The sequence below is a fragment of the Clostridium sp. AM22-11AC genome (genome assembly GCF_003473545.1).
Taxonomy (GTDB): Bacteria; Bacillota; Clostridia; order Lachnospirales; family Lachnospiraceae; genus Enterocloster.
Window position 1 is genome coordinate 68,577 of sequence record NZ_QUCM01000010.1, and the last position, 25,042, is coordinate 93,618.

At 44.0% G+C, this 25,042-nt stretch carries 24 protein-coding genes and 1 riboswitch; of the genes, 22 read left to right on the forward strand and 2 right to left on the reverse strand.

The window, feature by feature from the left end:
• Window positions 1–7: 7 nt before the first annotated feature.
• From DW251_RS10705 to DW251_RS10745, 9 genes are all read left to right on the forward strand, one after another.
• Window positions 8–1,123 (forward strand): glycoside hydrolase family 88 protein, encoded by a 1,116-nt coding sequence (locus DW251_RS10705; protein WP_021870775.1) that lies wholly within the window; start codon window positions 8–10, stop codon window positions 1,121–1,123.
• 15 nt (window positions 1,124–1,138) lie between these two features.
• Window positions 1,139–2,044 carry a sugar ABC transporter permease gene (locus DW251_RS10710; RefSeq protein WP_021870776.1) on the forward strand — a complete coding sequence of 302 codons (906 nt, stop codon included), beginning with the start codon at window positions 1,139–1,141 and terminating at the stop codon, window positions 2,042–2,044.
• A gap of 8 nt (window positions 2,045–2,052) precedes the next feature.
• Complete coding sequence (locus DW251_RS10715; protein WP_021870777.1) at window positions 2,053–2,901, forward strand: carbohydrate ABC transporter permease; 849 nt, start codon at window positions 2,053–2,055, stop codon at window positions 2,899–2,901.
• Window positions 2,902–2,929: 28 nt separating this feature from the next.
• Window positions 2,930–4,495 carry a glycoside hydrolase family 28 protein gene (locus DW251_RS10720; RefSeq protein ID WP_021870778.1) on the forward strand — a complete coding sequence of 522 codons (1,566 nt, stop codon included), beginning with the start codon at window positions 2,930–2,932 and terminating at the stop codon, window positions 4,493–4,495.
• Between the two features lie 3 nt (window positions 4,496–4,498).
• Window positions 4,499–5,320, forward strand: coding sequence for a sugar phosphate isomerase/epimerase family protein (locus tag DW251_RS10725; RefSeq protein WP_021870779.1), 822 nt, complete (start codon window positions 4,499–4,501; stop codon window positions 5,318–5,320).
• Window positions 5,321–5,447: 127 nt separating this feature from the next.
• On the forward strand, window positions 5,448–6,140 hold the full coding sequence (locus tag DW251_RS10730) for a GntR family transcriptional regulator (RefSeq protein WP_118301068.1): 693 nt from the start codon (window positions 5,448–5,450) through the stop codon (window positions 6,138–6,140).
• A gap of 144 nt (window positions 6,141–6,284) precedes the next feature.
• Window positions 6,285–6,617 carry an extracellular solute-binding protein gene (locus DW251_RS10735; RefSeq protein WP_021870781.1) on the forward strand — a complete coding sequence of 111 codons (333 nt, stop codon included), beginning with the start codon at window positions 6,285–6,287 and terminating at the stop codon, window positions 6,615–6,617.
• A 106-nt stretch (window positions 6,618–6,723) separates the two neighbouring features.
• Entirely contained in the window at window positions 6,724–8,292 is a 1,569-nt protein-coding gene (locus tag DW251_RS10740) for a glycoside hydrolase family 28 protein (RefSeq protein ID WP_118301069.1), read from the forward strand.
• A 52-nt stretch (window positions 8,293–8,344) separates the two neighbouring features.
• Window positions 8,345–9,334 (forward strand): LacI family DNA-binding transcriptional regulator, encoded by a 990-nt coding sequence (locus DW251_RS10745; protein WP_118301071.1) that lies wholly within the window; start codon window positions 8,345–8,347, stop codon window positions 9,332–9,334.
• 31 nt (window positions 9,335–9,365) lie between these two features.
• On the opposite strand, the gene citG is transcribed toward DW251_RS10745, so the two are convergent.
• Window positions 9,366–10,769, reverse strand: a complete 1,404-nt coding sequence (gene citG, locus DW251_RS10750; protein WP_118301073.1) for a triphosphoribosyl-dephospho-CoA synthase CitG — start codon at window positions 10,767–10,769, stop codon at window positions 9,366–9,368.
• A gap of 309 nt (window positions 10,770–11,078) precedes the next feature.
• On the opposite strand from citG, the gene DW251_RS10755 reads away from it, so the two are divergent.
• The 12 genes from DW251_RS10755 to atpC all read left to right on the forward strand — a co-directional run bounded on the left by DW251_RS10755 (window position 11,079) and on the right by atpC (window position 22,492).
• A complete protein-coding gene (locus tag DW251_RS10755) occupies window positions 11,079–12,275 on the forward strand; it encodes a pyridoxal phosphate-dependent aminotransferase (protein ID WP_118301075.1) in 1,197 nt (398 codons plus the stop codon).
• A gap of 426 nt (window positions 12,276–12,701) precedes the next feature.
• Window positions 12,702–13,811 carry a TRAP transporter substrate-binding protein gene (locus DW251_RS10760; RefSeq protein ID WP_118301077.1) on the forward strand — a complete coding sequence of 370 codons (1,110 nt, stop codon included), beginning with the start codon at window positions 12,702–12,704 and terminating at the stop codon, window positions 13,809–13,811.
• A 180-nt stretch (window positions 13,812–13,991) separates the two neighbouring features.
• Window positions 13,992–14,477: a TRAP transporter small permease gene (locus DW251_RS10765; RefSeq protein ID WP_021870794.1), complete on the forward strand. Its 486-nt coding sequence runs from the start codon at window positions 13,992–13,994 to the stop codon at window positions 14,475–14,477.
• Window positions 14,477–15,763: a TRAP transporter large permease gene (locus DW251_RS10770; protein WP_021870795.1), complete on the forward strand. Its 1,287-nt coding sequence runs from the start codon at window positions 14,477–14,479 to the stop codon at window positions 15,761–15,763. Before DW251_RS10765 ends, DW251_RS10770 begins: the two co-directional genes overlap by 1 nt.
• 519 nt (window positions 15,764–16,282) lie before the next feature.
• The gene (locus tag DW251_RS10780; protein WP_021870484.1) at window positions 16,283–16,969 is read left to right on the forward strand and encodes a F0F1 ATP synthase subunit A; all 687 of its coding nucleotides are present in this window, start codon (window positions 16,283–16,285) and stop codon (window positions 16,967–16,969) included.
• Between the two features lie 36 nt (window positions 16,970–17,005).
• Window positions 17,006–17,230, forward strand: a complete 225-nt coding sequence (gene atpE, locus DW251_RS10785; RefSeq protein ID WP_021870483.1) for an ATP synthase F0 subunit C — start codon at window positions 17,006–17,008, stop codon at window positions 17,228–17,230.
• A 13-nt stretch (window positions 17,231–17,243) separates the two neighbouring features.
• Window positions 17,244–17,735 carry a F0F1 ATP synthase subunit B gene (gene atpF, locus DW251_RS10790; RefSeq protein ID WP_118301081.1) on the forward strand — a complete coding sequence of 164 codons (492 nt, stop codon included), beginning with the start codon at window positions 17,244–17,246 and terminating at the stop codon, window positions 17,733–17,735.
• The gene (gene atpH, locus DW251_RS10795; protein WP_021870481.1) at window positions 17,728–18,243 is read left to right on the forward strand and encodes an ATP synthase F1 subunit delta; all 516 of its coding nucleotides are present in this window, start codon (window positions 17,728–17,730) and stop codon (window positions 18,241–18,243) included. Before atpF ends, atpH begins: the two co-directional genes overlap by 8 nt.
• An 11-nt stretch (window positions 18,244–18,254) precedes the next feature.
• Entirely contained in the window at window positions 18,255–19,793 is a 1,539-nt protein-coding gene (atpA, locus tag DW251_RS10800) for a F0F1 ATP synthase subunit alpha (protein ID WP_118301083.1), read from the forward strand.
• Window positions 19,760–20,653 (forward strand): ATP synthase F1 subunit gamma, encoded by an 894-nt coding sequence (gene atpG, locus DW251_RS10805; RefSeq protein ID WP_118301085.1) that lies wholly within the window; start codon window positions 19,760–19,762, stop codon window positions 20,651–20,653. Before atpA ends, atpG begins: the two co-directional genes overlap by 34 nt.
• Window positions 20,654–20,663: 10 nt before the next feature.
• On the forward strand, window positions 20,664–22,064 hold the full coding sequence (atpD, locus tag DW251_RS10810; RefSeq protein ID WP_021870477.1) for a F0F1 ATP synthase subunit beta: 1,401 nt from the start codon (window positions 20,664–20,666) through the stop codon (window positions 22,062–22,064).
• A complete protein-coding gene (gene atpC, locus DW251_RS10815; protein ID WP_021870476.1) occupies window positions 22,064–22,492 on the forward strand; it encodes an ATP synthase F1 subunit epsilon in 429 nt (142 codons plus the stop codon). The genes atpD and atpC overlap by 1 nt, the downstream gene beginning before the upstream one ends.
• 72 nt (window positions 22,493–22,564) lie before the next feature.
• On the opposite strand, the gene DW251_RS10820 is transcribed toward atpC, so the two are convergent.
• Window positions 22,565–23,458 carry a LysR family transcriptional regulator gene (locus DW251_RS10820; RefSeq protein ID WP_118301087.1) on the reverse strand — a complete coding sequence of 298 codons (894 nt, stop codon included), beginning with the start codon at window positions 23,456–23,458 and terminating at the stop codon, window positions 22,565–22,567.
• A gap of 210 nt (window positions 23,459–23,668) precedes the next feature.
• Here DW251_RS10820 and DW251_RS10825 point away from each other — a divergent pair, with 210 nt between their 5' ends.
• Window positions 23,669–24,610, forward strand: coding sequence for a type I phosphomannose isomerase catalytic subunit (locus tag DW251_RS10825; protein WP_118301088.1), 942 nt, complete (start codon window positions 23,669–23,671; stop codon window positions 24,608–24,610).
• Window positions 24,611–24,714: 104 nt separating this feature from the next.
• Window positions 24,715–24,954, forward strand: a riboswitch (cobalamin riboswitch).
• Window positions 24,955–25,042 lie beyond the last annotated feature (88 nt).

A 25,042-nucleotide genomic window follows, 5' to 3' on the forward strand; every position in this document is an offset into this window, starting at 1 on the left:
TAAAGAGATGAAGAACAGAGAAGTAATTAATTCATATATTGATAAATGGATTGAAGATTATAACAACAGACAGCGTCCGGTTTGGAATTATGAAGATGGCTGTGTAATGTTAGGAGCCCAGTATCTGTATGAAGCCACCGGAGATGAAAAGTACATCAATTGTATTCGTACCTTTATGGACCGGTATATACAGGAGGATGGAACGATTCGTTATTATGTTCCTGAGGATTACAATCTGGATAAGGTAAATAACGGAAGAGTTCTTTACTTCCTCTATGACCAGACCGGGGAAGAAAAATATAAAATTGCTCTGAGCCATATCAGAGAGCAGCTGGAAACACATCCCCGTACAGACTGCGGAAGCTTCTGGCATAAGCAGATATATCCGTATCAGATCTGGCTGGACGGATTATATATGGGGCAGCCTCTTTATCTGGAATACGAAAAGAGATTTAATGGCGGAGAGCGCTACAATGATATTACAGGACAGTTTTTAAACGCCAGAAAATATCTGTTTGATGAAGAGAAAAAACTGTATTACCACGCATATGACGAGAAGCGCCAGATGATCTGGGCAGACAAAACAACAGGCTGCTCCCACAATTTCTGGCTGCGCTCCATTGGATGGTATCTGATGGCGCTGATTGACTGCTGCGGCCTGATTCCCGAGGAGAGCTTTGAACATCTGAGTACATATAAGCGGCTGTTTAAAGAAGCTCTGGCAGGAATTATGCAGTATCAGGATGAAAAAACAAAGCTGTTTTATCAGCTGGTAGATATGCCTGAGCTGGAAGGTAATTATCTGGAAACGTCTGGATCCGCTATGATTGCATATGCGATTTTAAAGGGCTGCCGTCTGGGTATTTTACAGGAAGAAAAATGGCGCAGGAGAGGCGAAGAGATCTTTGACGGCCTGGAAAGAGAAAAGTTACAGAAGGATGAAGATGGATGGCATCTGACCGGCATTTGTCTGGTGGCTGGATTAGGCCCCAAGGATGAGCGGGATGGAAGCGTAGAATACTATCTTTCCGAACCGGTGGTTTCAGATGAAGAGAAGGGCGTAGGAGTTTTCATGATGGCCTACGGCGAATATCTGAAGCTGGAAAAACAAGATGAAGCATAGAATGGAGAATGCCTTATGCAGAAAAAGACAAAAAAAATAACCCGTGCATCCAGACAGAACATAGGATATGCATATATTGCTATCTGGATCATCGGTTTTCTCGTTTTTAAATTTTATCCGTTTATGTCCTCTCTTTTCTATAGCTTTACGAACTATAATCTGTTCAAGGAATCTGTAGAAAATATAGGATTTGCAAATTATGAGAAGATTGTCGATACGGCAAAATACTTAAAGTCCTATATTGTAACCTTTAAGTATGCCTTTATGACAGTACCCTTAAAACTGCTGTTTGCGCTGTTTATCGCATATCTTCTTAACTTTAAGATCAAGGGAATTAACCTTTTCCGTACAGCGTATTATATCCCGTCTATTCTGGGAGGTTCAGTTGCGATTGCTGTTTTATGGCAGTTCCTTTTCCAGAATGAAGGTCTGGTTAACACTATCATCGGCCTGTTTGGAGTAAAGCCTGTTAACTGGCTGGGAAGCCCGGATTATGCACTGTTTGTAATCTGCCTTCTCCGTGTATGGCAGTTTGGATCAGCTATGGTTATTTTCCTGGCTGCATTAAAGGGCGTTCCGCAGGACCTGTATGAAGCGGCGTCCATTGACGGAGCAGGAAAATTTACACAGTTTTTAAAGATTACCATTCCGCTGATTACACCGGTTATTTTCTACAATCTGGTTACTCAGCTGTGTCAGGCATTCCAGGAGTTTAATGGACCGTTTATGATTACCAAGGGAGGCCCCTTAGGTTCTACAACCCTGATTTCCATCCTGATCTATCAGAATGCATTTAAGACATATGATATGGGACTTGCCAGTGCTATGGCATGGCTGCTGTTCCTTATTGTTGCAGTGCTGACGGCAGTTTCGTTTATCAGTCAGAAGCATTGGGTGTATTATGGTGATGAAGAAAGGTAGGAATTAAAATGACAAGACAACAAAAATACAAAATTCAGACCATAGCACGCTACATAATTCTGATTGCAGTGGGGCTTGTAATGATCTACCCCATGATATGGATGGTAGGAGCTTCCTTTAAAGCAACCAATGCGGAGATCTTTGGTTCCATCGGTTTTATTCCGAAGGAGTTTACGCTGGACGGCTATAAAAACGGCTGGTTCGCCAGTACCTATCAGTTTGGCAGATATATGGTCAATACCTATAAATTTGTTATACCAAAGGTAATAGGAACCGTTGTTTCCTCAGCCATTGCAGCATATGGTTTTTCACGGTTTCAGTTTAAGGCACGGGGCTTCTGGTTTGCACTGATGCTTTCCACGCTGTTTCTGCCTCAGGTAGTGTTAAATGTGCCTCAGTTCTTATTGTTTACAAAATGGGGCTGGGTGGATTCCTACCTGCCTTTAGTTGTGCCGAGCTTTTTTGCCTGTGATACCTACTTTGTATTTATGCTGGTTCAGTTCATGAGAGGAATTTCAAGAGAGCTGGAGGAGGCTGCGGAGATTGACGGTTGCAATTCCTTTAAGCGTTTCATCTACGTAGTGCTTCCCATGGTTCAGCCTTCACTGGTATCCTGCGCGCTGTTCCAGTTTATGTGGTCCTCCAATGACTTCATGGGTCCGTTAATTTACTTAAATTCTACAAAGAAATTTACAGCTTCTCTGGGCCTGCGTATGATCATGGATACGGAAAGCGGATTTGACTGGAATAAGACGCTGGCATTATCTGTTATTACACTGATTCCATCCCTGATTATATTCTTCCTGGCGCAGGATCAGTTTGTGGAAGGTATTGCAGCCGGAGGAGTAAAGGGTTAAAGACGCGAATTGTAAGAAAGGACGCAACATGAAATTTCAGATTATATTTCAGACATCCAGAAAGGTCACGATTGAATTTTTGGATTTTGGAATTTATTTTACAGAAAAGAAGTATCGTCTGTTGTTAAATGGAAAAGAAATTCTTACTTCCGATCGGGTAGTTCAGACCATTTCCGGTCTGACGCCTGATACGGAATATGAGCTTACTGCTGTGGCAGACGGGGAAGCAGAAGAGACGGTTCGTTTTAAGACAGATTATGAATTTGTAACCCTGAACGTACGCCGTTTCGGAGCGAGAGGCGATGGAAAGCATGATGATACAGTTGCTATTCAGGCGGCGGTGTCATCCTGTCCGGAGCACGGAAGAGTGTATATTCCCAAGGGAGTTTATAAAGTATCCAGTATCTTCCTGAAGAGCCATATGACGCTGGATATTGGGGAAGGAGCAGTGATTTCTGCTTATACAGAGCGGGAGAAATTTCCTATTTTACCGGGACTGATTGAGAGCTATGATGAGACGGATGAATATAATCTGGGAACATGGGAGGGAAATCCTCTGGATATGTTCGGATCTATTCTTACGGGTATTCATGTTTCAGATGTGGTAATTACCGGAGAAGGAACTCTGGATGGAAATGCCAGCTATGAAAACTGGTGGAAGGGAGAGGGCCGTGAAAAAATCGGAGGAGCCTTCCGCCCAAGAATGATTTTTTTGAATCACTGTGAAAATGTTACTGTTCAGGGACTGACTGTTCAGAACAGTCCAGCCTGGAACCTTCACCCATATTTTTCCAATCATACGAGGTGGATTGATTTGAAGGTACTCAATCCCAAGCAGTCCCCGAATACGGATGGAATGGATCCTGAATCAGTAGATGGACTGGAAGTAGTAGGCGTATATTTTTCCTTAGGTGACGATTGTATTGCCATGAAGTCCGGCAAGTTCTATATGGGACATAAATATAAGGTTTCATCAAGAAATGTTGATATTCGCCAGTGCTATATGAGACATGGACACGGAGCGGTAACTCTGGGCAGCGAAATTGCTGCCGGGGTGAGACATTTGTCCTGTAAGAAGTGTATTTTCGAAGATACGGACCGCGGACTGCGCGTAAAGACCAGAAGAGGCCGTGGAGAAGATTCTGTAGTTGAGGATATTCTGTTTGAAGATATTAAGATGGATGGCGTTTTAACACCCTTTGTAGTAAATTCCTACTACTGGTGCTGCGATCCTGACGGACATTCTACCTATGTAAGCACAAAGGAACCGCTTCCGGTTGATGAACGGACTCCCAGAATAAAAGAACTGGCCTTTCGCAACATTGAAGCTCATAATTGTCATGTGGCAGGAACCTTTATATATGGACTTCCGGAAGCCAAAATAGAAAAAGTGACAATGGAAAACATAGAGATTGATTTTGCGGAAAATCCAACGCCGGAGTATCCCGCAATGATGGCTGAGGTTGAACCCTGTACAAACCGAGGCGTGTTTATCAATAATGTAAAGGAACTCACCTTAAAGAATGTAAAGGTTCACGGCACAGCAGGAGAACCCTTTGAAATTGAAAATGTAGATTGTGTGGAAAAGGAGTAAACGATGGAGTTAGCGATAACAAGTACCAGCATGAAGCTGAGAGATCGAGCTCCGGTAGTTTTCCGGGGTGAGGATAACTGGTGCTTTGAACAGATCCGCAGCATAGGATATGATGGCGTAGAGCTTCATATCCATGATTCCTCTCAGCTTGACAGGAAGCAGTTAAAGGAGGAATTGGATCAGTTTGGCCTGAGTTTGACTTCGATTGGAACAGGATCTGCCTATGGAAAAGACAGGGTGTTTTTATCCAGCGAAGATGCGGATGTAAGACAGGCTGCAATTGAACGTATTAAGGGACATATCCTTACGGCTTCTGATTATCCTCATGCTGTGGTGATTATCGGGCTGATTAAGGGAAAGGTATCAGACTGCGAAAGCAGAGAAAGCTATTTTGCCAATCTGATACCTGCTCTGCGGGAATGTGCAGAAGAAGCGGGAAAATATCAGGTATATCTGGGGCTTGAGGTTATCAACCGGTATGAAAGCGATGTGATCAATACCGTTAAGGAGGGACTTGAATTTCTGGAAATGGTTGGATCACCATGGTTGCAGCTGCATCTGGATACATACCATATGAATATTGAAGAGAGTGATATTAAAAAATCAATTCAATCAGCTAAGGGGAAAATCTGTCATGTACACGTTGCAGATAATGACCGTTGGTTTGTAGGACATGGGCACTATGATTTCGCCGAAACATTAGGTGCTTTGAAGGAAATAGGTTATACCGGAGCTGTCAGTGTAGAATCCTTCGGTTTTCCGGATATGATCAGTTCTGCCAGGGCATCTTATGAAAATATGAGACATATTATGAATCAGTTATAAAGAAAAGCTGCAGTGGGAACCATCAAATATGGAAACTCTGCAGCTTTTTCTATCCGATTTTCAGATTTTGTGATAGAATAGAAAAATGCAATGGATAATTATTGAACGGGAGGGGGGTGCGAATTAAGTGGAGAAAACAGTGTTGTTAGTGGATCAGGCATATGAAGACATTAAAAATATGATCTGTAATTTTGAGTTGATACCGGGCCAGATCGTATCAGATTTTACATTAAGTAAAAAAATGGGAATGAGCAGAACGCCGATCCGTCAGGCGCTGCAGAAGCTTGAAGGCGATGATTTGATTGTAGATGCAGGTGCGGGGAAGAGCTATCAGGTCAGTCCTATTACAGAAGATGGAATTATTGATCTTTTTGATGCAAGAGAAGGAATTGAGGTTGCAGCTGTACGTATTGCTCTTGAAAAAGGGATTGATGAAACAAGGCTGATAGAACTGGAGCGTATTAACCGGAATATGGAGGATGCTAATATAGCCGGAAGAATTAAGGAAAATTTTGAGGCGGATCAGCAATTTCATGATTATCTTGTAAATCTCTCACGGAATAAAAAACTGATACGTTTTCATGAAAGCCTGCTTCTTCAGTGCCGTCGGGTAAGGATGATTTCATATCTGGAGCGTAAATATCAGGATAAAGCATACAGGGATCATCAAATGATTTTAGAGGGTCTTAAGTCAGGAGACAGCAGACTGGCGCAGCAGGCGCTGGCTGAACATATTGAAACAGCAAGGCTGGATTATCTGAGAGTTATGAAGGAGAAGAATATAACAGAGGATTTTGGGATGCTTCGCTTTTTCCGCTGAAAAATACCTCAAGCAGCAGATGCTTGGGGTATTTTTAATTTCCACAAGACAAACCCCCGGTAAAGGTGGTATGATAATACCAAAAGAACTAATCAGAAGAAAGCAGGTGAAGGGCTTGACATTATAGGAAGGGAAAAGTTTTTTATGAAGAAAATGAAGAGAGCAGCACTGGCAATGGCTTCCGTTACAGCAATTTCACTGGTTGGATGCGGTGGAAGCAACACAACTACTACAGCAGATACCAAGGCAGCAGGTGAAAGCAGCGCAGAAGGCGGAAATTCCGGTGATATTTCCGGTAACATCACTTTTTCCTGGTGGGGCGGAGATTCAAGACATGAAGCAACTGAAAAAGCGATCGAGGCTTTTCAGGCAAAATACGAAGGTGTAACTGTAAGTCCGGAATACGGCGCATGGTCCGGATGGGAAGAGAAACAGTCCTTAAACATCTTGGGCGGCAACTCAGCAGATCTGATGTAGATCAACTGGAACTGGATCGACCTTTATTCTAATAATGGAACAAATTTTGCTGATTTAAACCAGTACGCAGATATTATTGATCTGTCCCAGTTCCCGGAAAGCGCACTTGAAGAAAGTAAGCTGTATTTTTAAGAATGCAAGATCTGCTACCATTGAGATCGGGGATGAGGGGATCTTTCACACAAAACGAGAATATGAAGTCTATGTCAATGACGCATTTTACCAGAAGACAGACCGGGTGATTACCGGGATCTATGATCTGCAGCCTTCTTCCGATTATAAGGTACGTATAGTGGCAGAAGATGAGCAGGCGTGTATCGAGATAAAGACTGATGAGGAATTTGTGACACTTAATGTCAGGGATTTTGGTGCAAAGGGAGATGGAATCACGGATGATACTCTTTTTATCCAGTCTGCCATTATGGCATGCCCGAAAAAAGGCCGTGTGCTGATCCCTGAGGGAACTTATAAGGTGACCAGCCTGTTTTTAAAGGATGACCTGAATTTGGAACTGGCACAGGGAGCTGTGCTTTCTGCTGAAACAGACCGCAGGAAATTTCCAATCTATCCGGGACTGATCCAGAGCTGGGATGAGACAGAAGAGTATAATCTTGGAACTTGGGAGGGAAATCCTCTTCCTATGTTTTCCGCGATCATTACAGGTGTTAATGTGAAACATGTTGTGATCTACGGAAAAGGAGTGATTGACGGAAACGCAAATTTTGATGAGGACAACTGGTGGTATCAGCCAAAAGTGAAGCGGATCGCATTCCGCCCGAGAATGCTCTTTCTCAATCACTGCGAGGATGTAGTTGTTGCCGGTATCCAGGTACAAAACAGTCCAAGCTGGAATATCCACCCATATTTTTCCGACAATCTCCGCTTTATAGATCTTAAGGTACTAAATCCAAAAGTTTCCCCGAACACAGATGGCCTGGATCCGGAATCATGCAAAAATGTAGAGATCGTTGGTGTATATTTTTCTCTGGGAGATGACGGTATTGCTGTTAAAGCCGGAAAAATTTATATGGGTGCAAAGTATAAACGTCCATGTGAAAATCTTATGATCCGTCAGTGCTGTATGCGGGACGGTCATGGTTCTGTAACGATCGGAAGTGAAATGGCAGGAGGAGTGATAAACCTTACTGTTAAGGACTGTCTCTTTATCAATACAGACCGTGGACTTAGGATCAAGACGAGACGTGGCCGGGGAAAAGATGCTATTGTTGACGAGATCCTGTTTGACAATATCCAGATGGATCAGGTTATGACACCGCTCGTTATTAACTGCTTCTATTTCTGTGATCCAGATGGACATATTGAGTATGTTCGCAGCAAGGAGGCACTTCCGGTTGATGAGCGTACTCCCCAGATCCGCAGTCTTGTATTCAAAAATATTGAGGCAAAAAACTGTCATGTTGCAGGTGCTTTCTTCTACGGACTTCCGGAGAAAAAAATCCAGAAGGTGGTTATGGAACATGTTCATATTACCTATGATGAAAACCCGCAGCCAGGAGCTCCGGCCATGCTTGACGGAATTGAGCCATGTACAAAAGTAGGAATATTTGCAGATAATATTGAAGAACTGATTATGCACGATGTAAAGGTTGAAGGCCAGGAGGGAGAGGCGTTCATACTGAGAAATATTGAAAACATGATCAGTGATCCGCAATAAAAAGTGATATACTAGTTTGTAAAGGATATCAAAATGGGACGGAGGAATAGACATGGGGGTAACGATCAAAGATATTGCGCAGAAAGCGGGGGTCTCTTATTCTACGGTTTCGAGAGCATTAAATGGGATCGGAAGTACAAACGGGGATCGTCGGAAGCGGATATTGGAGATTGCCAAGGAGATGGGGTATGTTCCTAATCAGGCGGCGATCCATCTGAAACTTTCAAGATCCTATGTGATCGGTCTGTATTTCTCAACCATCAGCAAGATGACATCACCCTTCGTTCTCCATGATGTTCTCACGGGAGTATACAGTATTGTAGGGAGTAAGTATAATATTGTAGTCAAAGGTATTGACATGCACGAAGCGGGAACATTAAATCCGACCTATTATGATGGGATCATTGTTTTAAGCCAGAGAACGGAAGACCGGGCATTTATGGAGGAAGTTCTGGAGAAAAAGATCCCTATGGTTGTGATCTGCCGTAAGGTGGATATAGATGCACCCAATGTAACAACCGATGAAACGAAGGCAATGGAAACAGCAATGGATTATCTGATCGAAAACGGCCATCGAAATATCTGTGTGATCGAAGGGGCTCCGAATTTGGACTCTACAAGACTGCGCCATATTGGATGGCAGAATGCAGCCAGAAAACATGGCCTGGATCCGGATATCATTCCCACTGTCAGCGGGACTTACCGGTACGCAAGCGGGTATCAGGGGGCAAAGCTCCTTCTGGAGTACCATCCCACAGCTCTTTTATGCTTCAATGATGAAATGGCTTTCGGAGCGAGAGAGGCTATAGTAGAAGAAGGGCTGAAAGTGCCGGATGACGTTTCATTGATCGGCTTTGATAACTGGGATATGTCTGGATACAGCAGTATGAAACTGACAACGGTTGAGCGGAGTATGAGTGAGATCGCAAAAGAGGGCACCAGGGTCCTTTTGCGCAGGATCGAAGACGGCGTAGAGGATAACCACAGGATCGTTCTGGAAAACCGTCTGATCGTCCGGAATACGGTCAGACGGCTGGTGTAGCTGGTATACAGTTTTTTATATATGAGAAGGATCAAAGTTCCTGCTCATAAAGGTAAATAAAGTAGGTCAGTGCAAGAAGGTCGGCGCTGCCGCCTGGACTGATGTTGCGTTCTATCATTTCAGCATCAAGTTCTTTTGCATAAGTAAGAAGCTCATGGGTATCATGGGCTTTTTCTTTTAGTACAGTTTGGATACGGGCCTGCAGTTCTTTCATTTCTTCGTAGGAAGAGCGGTTTACGATGTTGGTGTCTTCGGAGGTCGCAATAATGGACAGCAGGGTGATCACACCGGCATCATTGATGGAACGGCCTTTTTTCAGCTCTTCTTTCAGGATGGGGAGAGCTGTTTTTAATACGGTTGCGTAGCCGGACAGTGCTTCACCCCGGGCTCCTTTCATACCATAGAGGGCGTAGAGGCGTTCGCCATTGGTGCGGGCGGTTTCTGCCGTAATATCTTTGAAATCTTCCAGGACATCGGCTACCAGTTTCCGGTTGATGGAGAGCAGAGTGTCTGGGGAATAGGGGATATGGTTTGCATACATATAGCCTAAGGAGCAGTTTAAGATCGCCAGGGAGAAGATAAGTCCTTTGTGTGTATTGATGCCTTTGGTGGCGGTCATCATGGCATCTTCTGCCTGGATCCCTAAAGAGCGCAGTCTTGCAAAGATACGGGAAAATGGTTCGTGGCCGTTTTCGTGTTCTTTTTCCATGCCGCAGAGGGCGAATTTCTCAAAGTAGTGGTTTAAGGAAACGGCGCTGGCTTCAAAAGTGAAGATGTCCATATCTTTGTGGGCGCCGGTATTGTTGCGGTCTACCAGTCCTGGTTTAGGGGTGGCGCTTACCTCGTAGAGAAGGGCCTGCATGGACAGGGAAGACAGTTTTTTTGCCTGTTTTTCTTCAAAATAGTCTTTCATCAGTTCGCAGGCTTTATCTAACAGTTCTTTTACTGTGTGGGTACGGGAACGGCTGCATACAAAGGCATCGTTGCTGCATAAAAGGCATTTTCTGCCTGGAAAGCCAAGTTCTGTACGGGAAACTTTGGTTTCATCGGTACGGATCACATCAATGTCGAAAAGACGGCCAAAGGACAGGCTGTCTTCTAAAAGGCAGAGGATCTCTTTGATGAAAAGGGTATCACCTTTAACAGACCAGAACTGTTCGTTTCCTGTAAAATCGCGGATCGTCCGTTTTTCAAGGACCGGGATCTTCCAGGCGTGAAGCTGGGAGTCGATGAGACGGACGCCTTCTTCAAAGGTCATTTCTCCTAAAGGAAAGACTTTGATGGGACCGGGAATATTTAAGGTGAAGGAAATGACTGTGGCATTGTGGGTGCGGATCAGTTCCTGCTGGATGGCGTGGCGCCTGTCTCTTGCATTTAACATATCCAGTACTGCAACTTCACGTCCGGTGATGAATTGGGATGAGTCTGTATTCATAAGGATTTTACCTCCAGATCATGGTATAGGCAGGTTCTGAAAAGCTGCGTTTTTGAGCTGAAATAAAAAGAACCTTTATTAATGAGTATAGCATATAAAAGGCTTTGAGGAAAGCTGGTTACAGTATGCCAGATGTTGAATTATAATAAAATAGATGCAGAATTACTTTATGACTTTACAGTGGCAAAATAAATTTTTCTAAAATCATTGCGTTGGATACGTTAATGTGTTAAAATTTTTGTTAATGAAAAAGAACAGCCGGTGCGGACACAAAAGGATAAAGGCACGATCGCTGTAGGAGGTAGAGAGATGGTTCTTTCAAAGAATATGCAGAAACTGGTAGCAGGAAGTTCCACAATAAGAAAACTTTTTGAGGAAGGTATTGAGCTGGCAAAGGAAGTTGGCGCTGAGAATGTATATGATTTCAGCCTTGGAAACCCGGCCGCTCCTGTACCGGAAGAAGTAAAGAAGAGCATTTACGATATTCTTGAAAACAGAAATGCCAATTTCGTACACTGCTATATGCCAAATGCCGGTTATCCGGAAGTAAGGGAGAAAGTAGCGGCAAACTTAAATAAGAAATACAATTCTTCTTTTACAAAAGATGACATTATTATGACCGTAGGTGCTGCAGGCGGTATCAACTGTGTTCTGCGCTGTCTGTTAGAGGCAGAGGATGAGGTCCTTTGCTTTGCTCCGTTCTTTGGTGAGTACAACAGCTATGTTATGAACTTCGGCGGAAATTTAAAGGTAGTTCCTGCTGATTATGAGACTTTCCAGTTAAATGTGGAAGAGGCTGACAAGTATATTACAGAGCGCACCAAGGCTGTGATCATCAACAATCCAAATAACCCATCTGGTGTTGTATACAATAAAGAGACGCTGATCCGTTTACAGAAGATGTTGGAGAAGGCGGAGGAGCGCATCGGACATCCGATCTATGTTCTTTCTGATGAGCCATACCGTGAACTGGTATATGATGGCTGTGAGCTTCCATTTGCACCGGATTATATTAAGAACTGTATCGTAGTTTACTCCTTCAGTAAGTCCCTGTCCCTGTCTGGTGAGCGTATTGGATATATGGCTGTGAGCCGCCAGATCGCAGAGTATGATACCATGATCAATGCCCTGGTGGTTGCAAACCGCTGCATCGGTTACATTAATGCACCATCTTTATTCCAGCTGGTTGTAGCTGACTGCCTGGATGTAAAGACAGATGTGGAATTTTATGACAGAAACCGCAAGCTGTTATATGAATCCATGAAGGATATGGGCTTTGAGTGCGTAAAGCCGGAGGGAGCTTTCTATATGCTGGTTAAGGCACCTACAGGGGATGACGCAGAGTTTTCCGCAGCAGCCAAGAAGTTTAACCTGCTGATCGTACCTGCAACCAGCTTTGGCTGTCCTGGTTATGTTCGTATGGCATACTGCGTATCCAATGAGATGATCCACAGAGCACTTCCTGCACTGCAGAAGCTGGCTGATCATTACGGTCTGAAGAAATAAAGAAATAACGGCAATTATAAAAAAACTATAAAAACTTTAAAATGTAAAAATAAAAAGGCTGACAGGAAAAATCGTAAGTATATTTCCTGCCAGCTTTTAGTTTGTATACAACTTTTGGAAATTATGTACAAATATCGAAAGTGTATTTTGTGCGAAATTATTGTGTAAAACCAGTTGATATTAGAAAAAAAATATGTTAATATCTTTATAGCTTCTTAACACAACCGATTGCAAAGAAAACAATCGCACAAAAAAACTTGAAATCAAGTTATTTTTTTGTTAAAATTGTGCATAGAAGTGCTGCGGATCTCAAATGGAGTTTATTGAGAAAATCAGTCAGCAGGGGGGATAAAAACCTCTTTGAATGTACGAGATTTACGGACATGAAAGTGTCCGTGAAAATAAAAGAGAGAAGGAAGTAGAAGTATGAAAAAAAGGTTAGCATTAGTACTGGCAGGTGTTATGATGGTATCATCATTAGCTGGATGCGGATCATCCAAACCTGCTGAAACAACAGCAGCAGCTGCTGGCGAGACAACCGCTGCAGCAGCAGATGCAAAAGCAGACACAACAGAAGCAGCAAAATCTGATGCAGCTCCAGAGTTAGAGCTGATCATCGCTTCCAACCAGACTTCTTTAGACAACCCATATTCCTATGGTATGGACAAGTTCAAAGAGGTAGTTGAGGATGTTTCCGGCGGAAAGATCGCTGTAACTGTTCATAAGGGAACCTTAGGCGAGAACGAGAACGAGCTGATCGAGAAGCTGGAAATGGGCGCTGCATCTATGGTAGTTGCTTCCCCAGGTTTCATGACCGCTATCGGTGTTCCGGAAGTAGATATCTTCTCACTGGAATATCTGTTTGACAGCTTTGATCACTGGGAGAAGTGCTTAGATGGCGAATTCGGTGACAAGATGAAAGAAGTTGTTAAGGAAAAGACCGGAAACAATTTCCGTATTATGGCTTACTGGAGCTCCTCTGTTCGTGATTACTACGGCAAAAAGCCAGTTACCAAGCCAGAAGATTTAAAGGGTATGACAATCCGTACTCAGTCTTCTCAGGTACAGCAGGACTTCTGGAAAGCTTGCGGCGCTATCCCAACATCTGTAGCATGGGGCGAGTTATACCAGGCATTACAGCAGGGCGTTGTTGACTCCGCTGAGAACGACTACACCAGCTTTATGTTAAAAGAGCATCACAAGACTCCAAACGGCCACTACATCTCTGAAACACATCATGACTACACAACCCGTCTGTTACTGATGAACGGCGATTTCTATGATAGTCTGACTGATGAGCAGAAGGGCTGGATCGATCAGGCTGTTGAGGCTTGTACAGAAGAAGAGCGTCAGGTAGTTTACCGTATGTTCAAAGAGTCCAAAGAGAAAGTTATCGCTGATGGCGCAGAAGTTACCAACTTTGAAGATGTTGATATCGATGCATTCAAGGCTCTGGCTCTTCCAATCCAGGATAAGTTCGCAGCTGATAACAACATGACTGCTGAGTTAGAGATGATCCGTGCAGCAGCAGAGTAATCTGTAAGCAGAACGGAACATAAGGGACTTATAAAGTTCTGAACATTTACGAAAGAAAAATGAAATGGGTCAGGTCTTCCTGATCCGGAGGATATCAGCCATCTGGGCGACTGGATGGCTGATGTTAGGTTTAAAAGAGTGTTAATATGGTGTTAAGATTTCCTGAAAGGAGAACACATTATGAAAAAAGCAATTGAATGGATGCAGAAGATCCAGATTGCTGTAGGAGGATTTTTCCTTTGCATCTTCCTTCTTACAGTTGTATTCCAGATGCTCTCTCGTTACATTGGCATCGCAGCAACCTGGACTGAGGACGTATCTATGTATTCCTTTATCTGGGCTGTATTTATGGGCGCAGGCGCTATGGTTTATGAAAAACGTCACTTTGCGTTTACTTCCGTCAGCGATATGCTGAAAAACGAGAAAATTAAGAGCGTATTAGCAATCATCATCTCTCTTGTTATGCTGGTGTTTGCTGTATTAATGGCTTATTATGGTTATAAATTAACACAGAAGTTCTGGAACTATACATGGACCAATATTCCGTCCTTTAAGCGTGGACCTACATGGACCTGTCTTCCAATCTGTGGTGTAACTTCTACTATTTATCTGATCGCGCAGATCATTGAAGAAATCGGTGCTCTTATGAAAGGAGGCAACAAGTAATGGGTGTTTTATTAGTAGTAATGTTTATCGTTTTTGTTGCCATTGGTGTGCCGATCTCATTCGCACTTGGCGTTGTATCTTTTACCGGTATCGCATCTCTGGGACAGATTCCGAATTTAGTTGTATTCCAGAAAATGTTTAATGGTCTGAACAGCTTTACACTGTTAGCTGTTCCGCTGTTTATCCTTGCAGCAAACCTAATGAACGAAGGTGAGATCACTGAAAAGCTGATCGACTGCTGTAACTCTTTAGTTGGACACCTTCGCGGTGGTCTTGCTTATTCAAACGTACTTGTATCCATGATCTTCGCTGGTATCTCCGGTTCTTCCCAGGCTGATACCGCTGGTGTTGGTAAGATCTTCATTCCTGCAATGGAGAAGCAGGGATATGACAAGGGAACATCTGTTGGTGTTACCGCAGCATCTTCCACATTAGGTTCCATTATCCCTCCAAGTATCACCATGGTTGTATACGCAGGTATCGCTAACGTAAGTACCGGTGCGCTGTTCATGTCCGGTCTGGTTCCAGGTATCTTACTTGGTCTGGCTATGATGGCAGTAGTTAAGTACTACTCCAAGAGAAAGAACTTCCCTAAGTGTGATCGTGTTCCGTTTAAGGAAGTATGCCGCAGAACTTTTCAGTCTCTGCCAGCACTGCTTACTCCTATCATCCTGATCGGTGGTATCGTCAGCGGTTTGTTTACACCTACTGAGTCTGCAGCATTTGCATGTATCTATGCATTATTAGTTGGTATCTTCTTCTACAAGACCATTAAGGTTAAGAACCTGCCACGTATCCTGATCGAGACTATGAAGCTGTCTTCCCTGTCTCTGTTCGCTCTGGCTACAGCAAATGCATTAGGCGAGTTATTAGCATACTATCAGTTGAATGTAATTGTACAGAACTTCTTCGCTAATATGCCAGGCGGAAGACTGGTATTCCTTCTTGTAGTAGTTGCATTCTTTATGTTTGTAGGTACTTTCATGGATGCTGTACCGGCAATGATCCTGTTTGTTCCGATCATTCTTCCGGCTGCTACTTCACTGCAGATCAGCCCGATCATCCTTGGCCTGATCATCGTTGTTACCCTGGCTCTTGGCCTGGTAACCCCACCTTATGGTCTGTGCCTGCTAATCGCTTCTTCTATCAGTGGTATTACCATCGAGGATGCATTTAAGGGAACTCTTCCTTATTTCTTATCCTCCATCGCAGTATTATTGCTGTTAGTTATCTTCCCAAACTTCTGGCTGGCTATTCCGGCTACCCTGTTCCCGGGACTGTTCTAATAGAAAAGCGCGATAGCGCAAATCTGAGAGAAAAAAGTATGAAACTGTCGCGAAATAAGAAAATATTTCGCGGCAGTTTTTTACTTTATAGGAAAGACCGCCTCCGGCGCTCTTTTGAAAAAGAGGAACAGGCCAAAATGCTGTATGAAATGGGCTGTGATCTGGCTCAGGGATACTATTTTGGAAAGCCGGTGCCAGTGGAAGAGTTCTTCCGGAAAATGAATAAAGAGATATAAGATGCTTCGTTTTTTTACTTATAAAAAGTGAAAGAACAGAAGCATCTTTTTTTGTATTCATTTAAAAACATGTAGAAAAAAGTCTTAACATCTTCTAAACATATATTCTGAAATGTTCCAAAAAAAATAAACAATAATCCATAATAATTATGCAATATTTAGTTTGATAACATTTGTGTTATGAAATAATAAGAAATTCAGAATTGAAAAGGAAAATTCATGTGGCTATAATAACGGACGAAACAAAAAAGACAAGAAAATAGGTAGGAAGGAGAGTGAAAAAATGGACCAGCTGGTAGACTCCCTGATGGAGGAATTAAACTGTAATACAGTATTTACCATTCCTTTATTTGGCGGGATCGATGTACTGGAATCGGTGGTGGTCACATGGATCATTATGGCCATTATCATGATCGGTTCCCTAATCTGGGTGCATGGGCTTAAGATCCGTAAAATAAGCGGAAAACAGGCAGCACTGGAAAGTGGTTTTTCTTTCCTTTATAACTTCTTTCTGGATCTTCTGGGAGAAGAAGGAAAAGATTACATTCCTTATCTGATCACCGTTGTTATCTACATAGCCATCGCCAATATGATCGGTCTGTTAGGTTTTAAATCCCCCACAAAAGACTTAAATGTGACCGCGTCTTTAGCTGTTATGAGTATTGTGCTGGTGGAAGCCGCAGGTATCCGGAAAAAAGGTGTAAAGGGCTGGGTGAAAAGTTTTGCGGAACCGATCCCCATTATCGCTCCTATTAATGTACTGGAGCTGTTTATCCGGCCGCTGTCGCTGTGCATGCGACTGTTTGGAAATGTGCTTGGCGCAGTAGTGGTCATGGCACTGATCAAATATCTGCTGCCCTTAGTGGTGCCACTGCCATTTAGCGGGTATTTTGATATATTCGATGGAGTGATACAGGCTTATGTGTTTGTATTCCTTACATCTTTATATATAAAAGAAGCAATTGAGTAAATAAACAAAAATTTTTAAACAAAAGGAGAAATCATCATGTCAGGATTAATCGCACTTGGAGCTGCAGTTGCAGTAATTACAGGAATTGGAGCAGGACTTGGAATTGGTATGGCTACTTCCAAAGCAGTAGATGCTATTGCAAGACAGCCTGAAGCAGACAGCAAGATCACAAAGGCACTTCTTCTTGGATGCGCACTGGCAGAGGCAACTGCTATTTACGGTTTCGTTATCGGTCTTCTGATCATCCTGTTCCTGAAGTAGAAAGGCAGTACATATGCTAAATATTAATTTTTGGAATATTGCCTTTACGATCATCAACATTGTTGTGCTGTATCTGTTTTTAAAGCATTTCCTTATGAAGCCGCTGATGTCCATTCTGGAAGAGAGGAAACAGATGGTGGAAAAGGAATTAGATGAAGCGGCTGCTGCTAACAGGGATGCGGGTCTGCTAAAGAAAAAGTATGAAGTATCCCTTGAAAAAGCAGATGAAGAGGCTGGCAGGATCGTTGCCCAGGCAAAGGAAAGGGCAGGAGAGGAATACGAGAAGATCCTGTCAAAGGCAGATGCAGATGCTTCTAAAAAGCTGGAAGATGCAAAGAAAATGATCGATCTGGAAAGAGAAAAGGCATTAAATGATCTTCGTGCTTCTGTTACAGGTCTGGCAATGACTGCAACGGCAAAACTTTTGTCTGAGCAGGCAGGACCGGAAAGCGACAAGAAACGTTATCAGGCATTTTTAGCAAGCGCAGGTGAAAAACATGACTGAGCAGGCAAGATTATACGGAACCGTTCTTTATGAATTAAAGGTACCTGAGAAAATGGTCCGGGAGACCGGGCGCATTTTCCAGGAAAATCCAGAACTTAAGGCAGTTCTTGATGATCCCACATTGCAGGAAACAAAAAAGGAAGCCATTATTGGAAAAATATGGAAAGAACCTGATTTTTCCAGTACAATGGTTCATTTTTTAAAGAAGGCCTGTGAGGAAGGCTGCATCGGGCAGATGGAAGATATGATAAAGGTCTGGGAGAAATGTCTGTTAGATGGAGCGGGTATTTTATCAGCCAGTCTTTTTTATGTGACCAGACCAGATGAGGAACAGCTTGCAGGGATCCTGGAATTTTTGTGCAGGGAATATAAAAAGAAGGATGTGCAGCTTGAAATGGCTGCTGCTCCGGAACTGATGGGCGGTTTCGTCTTAAAGACCGGAGATGTGGAATATGATTACAGCCTGAAAGGGCAGCTTGAGCGGCTGTTTCAGACTGCAGGCAGATAGGAGTTATTACTATGAGTACAATCAGTTCTCAGGAGATCATCTCCATTATCAAGGGCGAGATCGAAGACTATGACGCTCATGCAGGACAGGTTAATGAGACTGGTTCTGTGATCTGGGTAGGCGATGGCATTGCCATTGTATATGGTATTGATCATGCCATGTATGGAGAGATCGTTATATTTGAAAACGGAGTCAAGGGCATGGTCCAGGATATCCGTAAAAATGAGATCGGCTGTATCCTGTTTGGAAAAGATACAGGTATTACAGAGGGAACAAAAGTTACCAGAACAAAGAAAAAAGCAGGTGTTCCTGTTGGAGCGGCTTTTTTAGGAAGAGTTGTCAATGCCTTAGGAGAGACCATTGACGGAATGGGACCTGCAAAAGAAGAGGATTACCTGCCGGTTGAACAGGAAGCACCTGGTATTGCAGAACGTAAATCCGTAGGAGTTCCTATGGAGACAGGTATCCTGGCCATCGACTCTATGTTCCCTATCGGACGGGGACAGCGTGAGCTGATCATCGGTGACCGTCAGACCGGTAAAACCTCCATTGCAATGGATACTATTTTAAACCAGAAGGGCAAGGATGTGATCTGTATCTATGTTGCCATTGGCCAGAAGGCATCTACCATTGCAAAGCTGGTAAATACATTAAAGAAAAATGACGCCATGGATTACACCATTGTTATGGCTTCTACAGCCAGTGATCCGGCGCCTTTACAATATATTGCCCCTTATGCGGGAACTGCCATGGCAGAGTTTTTCATGCGCCAGGGAAAAGATGTGCTCATTGTTTATGATGACCTGTCCAAGCATGCAGTAGCTTACCGTGCATTGTCCCTGTTGCTTGAGCGTTCTCCGGGACGTGAGGCATATCCAGGAGATGTTTTCTATCTTCATTCCAGGCTGCTGGAGCGTTCCAGCCGTCTTTCAGATAAACTGGGAGGAGGTTCTATTACAGCCCTTCCTATTATTGAAACACAGGCAGGAGATGTATCAGCCTATATTCCTACCAATGTAATATCTATTACAGATGGTCAGATCTTCCTTGAAAGCGACCTGTTTTTCTCAGGAATGAGACCGGCAGTAAACGTAGGTCTTTCTGTATCCCGAGTAGGCGGTGCTGCACAGACCAAGGCAATGAAGAAGGCCAGCGGTACCATCCGTATCGACCTGGCACAGTATCGTGAAATGGAAGTGTTCACCCAGTTCAGTTCTGACCTGGATGAGGCGACAAAAGCACAGCTGGCTTATGGAAAACGTCTGATGGAACTGTTAAAACAGCCTTTGGGACGTCCGCTTTCCATGGCAGAGCAGGTGATTACCCTGTGTACAGCAACCCACAAAGTAATGGTAAGTGTGGATGTAAAACAGATCAAAAAGTTCCAGATGGATATGCTTGCCTGGTTTGAGGACAAACATCCTGAAATTGGAAATGAGATCACGGAAAAGAAAGTCTTAAGCGATGAGCTGGCAGAACGGATCGTAGAGGCAGCGAAGGAGTTTAAGGAGGCAGTATGGCAAACGCAAGAGAGATCCAAAACCGAATAAAAAGTATTCAGGATACACGTAAGATCACCAATGCCATGTATCTGATCTCTTCAACAAAGCTGAAGAAAAGCAAAAAGCTTCTGGAAGATACAGAACCTTATTTTTACACCCTTCAGAGCCTGATCCGGCGTATCCTGCGCCATATGGGGGATACAGAGCATCCTTATTTTAATGCCAGAAAAGAGATCAAAGAAGAGGACCGTGTCCGTGGCCTGGTAGTCATTACAGGTGATAAGGGTCTGGCAGGTGCTTATAACCACAATGTACTGAAACTTGCCCATGAATGGATGGAAAAAAGTGATAAAAACCGTCTGTATGTCGTGGGAGAGCTGGGAAGACAGTATTTTGCTGCAAGACATGTGCCGGTAGAAGAACAGTTCCACTACACGGTGCAGAACCCTACCATGCACAGAGCCCGTCTGATCGCCTCTTCCCTGATCGAGGATTATCTGGAAGGACGTTTGGATGAGGTGTGGATCATTTATACGCAGATGATAAACAGCATGAAGGTGGAAGCACAGATGGAGCAGCTTCTTCCCCTGAAGCAGGAAGATTTCAGCAATGTGGTCATTCCTGCGGATATCCATCAGGAAGAGATCCAGATGGTCCCATCCCCTACAGCGGTCATGGACCATGTGGTGCCAAACTATGTAACAGGATTTATCTTCGGTGCCCTGGTAGAGTCATTTTGCAGTGAGCAGAATGCCCGTATGATGGCAATGCAGTCTGCCAGCGACAATGCGGCAGAGCTTTTAAATGAGCTGTCCATTGAATATAACCGGGTGCGCCAGGCTGCCATTACCCAGGAGATCACGGAAGTGGTAGGCGGTGCAAGGGCACAGCGGAAGAAGCGGAGATAAGGAGTAAATCATGAATAAAGGAAAGATCATACAGGTAATGGGACCTGTAGTAGATGTGGCTTTTGAAAATGGAAACCTTCCTCATATCCAGGATGCGCTGACTGTAATGAACAATGGAAAGCGTTGCGTTATGGAAGTAGCCCAGCATATTGGCGGAGATGTAGTCCGCTGTATTATGTTAGCTTCCAGTGAAGGTTTATATAAAGATATGGAAGTAGAAGCAACAGGACAGGGAATTGCTGTTCCTGTTGGTGAAAAGACACTGGGACGTCTGTTTAATGTCCTTGGGGACACCTTAGATGGCGGTGAGAGCCTGGAGGGAGAAGAAAAATGGGTCATCCACAGAGATCCCCCAAGTTTTGCAGACCAGAGCCCGGTTGTAGAAATGCTGGAAACAGGTATCAAGGTCATTGACCTGTTAGCACCTTATGCAAAGGGCGGTAAGATCGGTCTGTTTGGCGGTGCCGGTGTTGGTAAGACGGTGCTGATCCAGGAACTGATCACCAACATTGCAACGGAACACGGCGGATATTCGATCTTCACCGGTGTTGGAGAGCGTTCCCGTGAGGGAAATGACCTTTGGACGGAAATGAGCGAGTCCGGCGTTTTAAAGAAGACAGCCCTTGTATTTGGACAGATGAACGAGTCACCGGGTGCCCGTATGAGAGTAGCAGAAACAGGACTGACCATGGCAGAGTATTTCCGTGATGTAAAGCATCAGAATGTGCTTTTATTCATTGATAATATCTTCCGTTTTGTACAGGCTGGTTCTGAGGTTTCCGCCCTTCTTGGACGTATGCCTTCTGCAGTTGGTTATCAGCCGACACTGGCAACGGACCTTGGCGGACTTCAGGAGCGTATTGCTTCTACAAAGAATGGTTCTATTACTTCTGTTCAGGCTGTTTATGTGCCTGCAGATGACTTAACAGACCCGGCACCTGCTACTACTTTCGCTCATCTGGATGCAACTACAGTCCTTTCCAGAAAGATCGTAGAACAGGGTATTTATCCGGCAGTGGATCCTCTGGAGTCTTCTTCTCGTATCCTGGAAGAGGATGTTGTAGGAAAAGAGCATTATGAAGTAGCCAATAAAGTAAAAGAGATGCTGCAGAAGTACAAAGAACTGCAGGATATCATCTCCATCCTGGGTATGGAGGAACTTTCCGAGGAAGATAAGCTGACAGTCAACCGTGCAAGAAAGATACAGAGATTTTTATCCCAACCATTCCATGTGGCAGAGAACTTTACCGGTGTTCCGGGAAAATATGTACCTGTAAAGGAAACGGTCCGTGGATTTAAGGCGATCATTGACGGAGAAATGGATGAATATCCGGAAGCAGCCTTCTTTAATGTGGGTACCATTGACGAAGTAGTGGAAAAAGCGAAGGCGATGCAGGAAGGAGCGTCATAATGGCAGCATTCTGGCTTAAGGTCATAGCCAGTGACCATGTATTTTATAATGGAAACTGCGAGTCCCTGGTGGTTCCGGCTCATGACGGGGAAGTAGGTATCCTTCCTCACAGAGAGGCTATGATCCTGGCAATCCAGGAAGGAGAACTGCGGTTTCGCGTTCCCGGGGAAAACCAGTACCGGGAAGCGGTTGTAGGTATTGGGATCGTACAGGTAGCAAATAACCGTGTAACGGTTGTAGTAGATACAGCGGAACGGCCGGAAGATATTGACGAAGTCCGGGCCAGACAGGCTTTGGAACGGGCCCAGGAACAGCTTCGTCAGAAACAGAGTATCAGAGAATATTATATGTCAAAAGCATCCATGGCCCGTGCTCTCAGCCGTTTGAAAGCCAGTCAGCATAAGGGCAGTGAATACCATGGATTATAATAGATCACATTATAGATCACATAAGCAGCGCGCCGGAAGGTACGCTGTTTTTGCGTTATATATTTTTTATAGTTACAGCCAGTTGTTATGTTCTACCAGAAAATCGCAGAAATCAGCTACAATAGGGCTTTTCTTTCCTTTTTCGGACCGGGTCAGGATGATCTGGCGGCGGCATTTCTGGTCTGTGATGGGCAGAAGTTTTACCGGAAAATGACCAGGCGAACCACCGAAATTAGTAGTAAGAGGTCCCCAGGAGCAGGCAGGCCAGAAACCGATGCCCATTCCCGCTGCGATCAGGTTTCGCACAGACTCCGTAGTGTCGCTTTCAAAGATGATATGGGGAGTAAAGCCAGCTTCCATAAAATAGCTGTTTGTGATCTGGCGGATGGGCTTGGAACCGCCAAGGCAGATATAATCGGCATCTTTTGTGTCTGTTAAACGTATGGACTCCCTGGATCCATAGGGAGAATGGGATGGCACTGCCAGATACAGGTCTTCTTCTAACATAACCGTGGCATCGTCATTTTCCTTTGGGGCAGTATCGGCTCTCCGGGCTGTAACACATACGTCAAAATCATCTTCCTGTCCTAGTATCTGGTACAGCTGGAAATTTACATCCGGGCGGAGACTTCTGTAGGCAATGATCCGGTTGGTGATCAGGGCAGAGGCAGAAAGGAGACGAAGATGTACAGTGTGGGTGGCAGCTTCCTTTCCTTTTCGCAGTTCTTCCGGCAGCCGGTCTAAGCTGCTTAAAATAGGGATGAGCCGTTTTTGCAGGAATTTTCCTTCATCATTTAATTCAATGCTGCGGTTTTTTCTCTCGAATAGGGGAACACCCAGTTCTGCTTCCAGCCTGTGGATGGCCTGGGAAAGAGCCGGCTGGGCGATCTGTAAGTGTTCCGCTGCTTTTGTCATATGCTGGTACTGGGCCGCAACTAAAAAATATCGTAATTGTAGTAATTCCATGATGCACCTCTTCATTTGTTGCAAGTCTTAAGTATTTCATAAGCAGTTCTATTATAAGCAAAAGGGGGAAAATGTCAAATTTATATCGAAGATACTAACAAAATGCGCTATAATATAATGAGCGCAGGGAAATCTTCAAACGCGTCGCTGGCGGGTTTTTGATATGCATGGCAAAACAAGTGGCTGCAAAGCAGAAAGGGGAATATAAATATGAAGGAATTATTGTTTATGAAACCGGTTTTCAAAGAAGCTGTCTGGGGAGGCAGAAAACTTCGGGATGATTTTGGGTATGAGATACCAAGTGACAGTACCGGGGAGTGCTGGGGCATCGGAGCCCACAAAAATGGAGACTGTGAGATCGCAGAAGGCACTTATAAGGGAGAGCATCTGTCAAAACTGTGGGCAGAACATCCGGAACTGTTTGGAAATGAAGATGGAAAATATGGAAAAGAATTTCCCCTTCTTATTAAGATCATTGACGCCAAATCTGACTTAAGCATCCAGGTACATCCGGACAATGCCTATGCAAAAGAACATGAAAATGGTTCTCTGGGAAAGACAGAGTGCTGGTACATCTTAGACAGTGAACCGGGAACCCAGATCGTTATTGGCCATTATGCAAAAGACAAAGAAGAATTAAAGCAGATGGTAGAGGAAAAGCGCTGGAAAGACCTGATCCGTGAAGTGCCAGTAAAAAAAGGAGATTTTTATCAGATCGATCCTGGCTGTGTCCATGCCATCAAGGGCGGTACTGTTATTTTAGAGACCCAGCAGTCCAGTGACATTACTTACCGTGTATACGATTATGACAGAAAATGGAACGGAAAGCTTAGGGAACTTCATGTAAAACAGAGTCTGGATGTGATCAAAACTCCATTCCAGCCTGCAAAGGACCAGAGAAGCATCACCCATACAGAAGGAGCTGACCTGGAACATCTGGAAACATGCCCTTATTATACAGTAGAAAAATACGATATCCACGGAACCTGGGACCATGTTTTTGAGGCTGGTTTTGTAAATGTCAGTGTGATTGAAGGAAAAGGAAGCATAAACGGCAGAAAGATCAAAAAGGGGGATCATTTTATCATTCCTGCTGATTTTGGGACCTGCTCTTTTGAGGGTAACTTAAGCCTGATCTGTTCCTGGGTATAAAGTGCTATATTCAGCTGTGACAGTAAAATAAGTTGCTTTTTAAACTAATAGGTGATAGGATAGCTTTATATCGAGTTAAGAGCAAATGGTGCTCTTTGTTTATGGACCAGCCGCTGATCAGCGGTCGTGTCTATTTATAAAGAGGTAAAAGGGAAGCAGGGGAAGTACCTGCGCGATCTCGTCACTGTAAGCTGTAAAGGAGATCCGGAAAGTTATCATCCAGATCCCATGCATATAAAACGTGGATAGAAAGGACAGAATATCCGCCACTGGGAAACCGGGAAGGCAGTTTTGTATGTAGAAAGCAGCAAGCCAGGAAACCTGCCATTTGTTGGTACAGGAGAAGGTTCATTCCGGGTCACGAGTAATTGATCGTGCCGGTTCTGAAAGATGATCATGGCAATTGTTCCAGTCGTGTTATCATGGATCAGG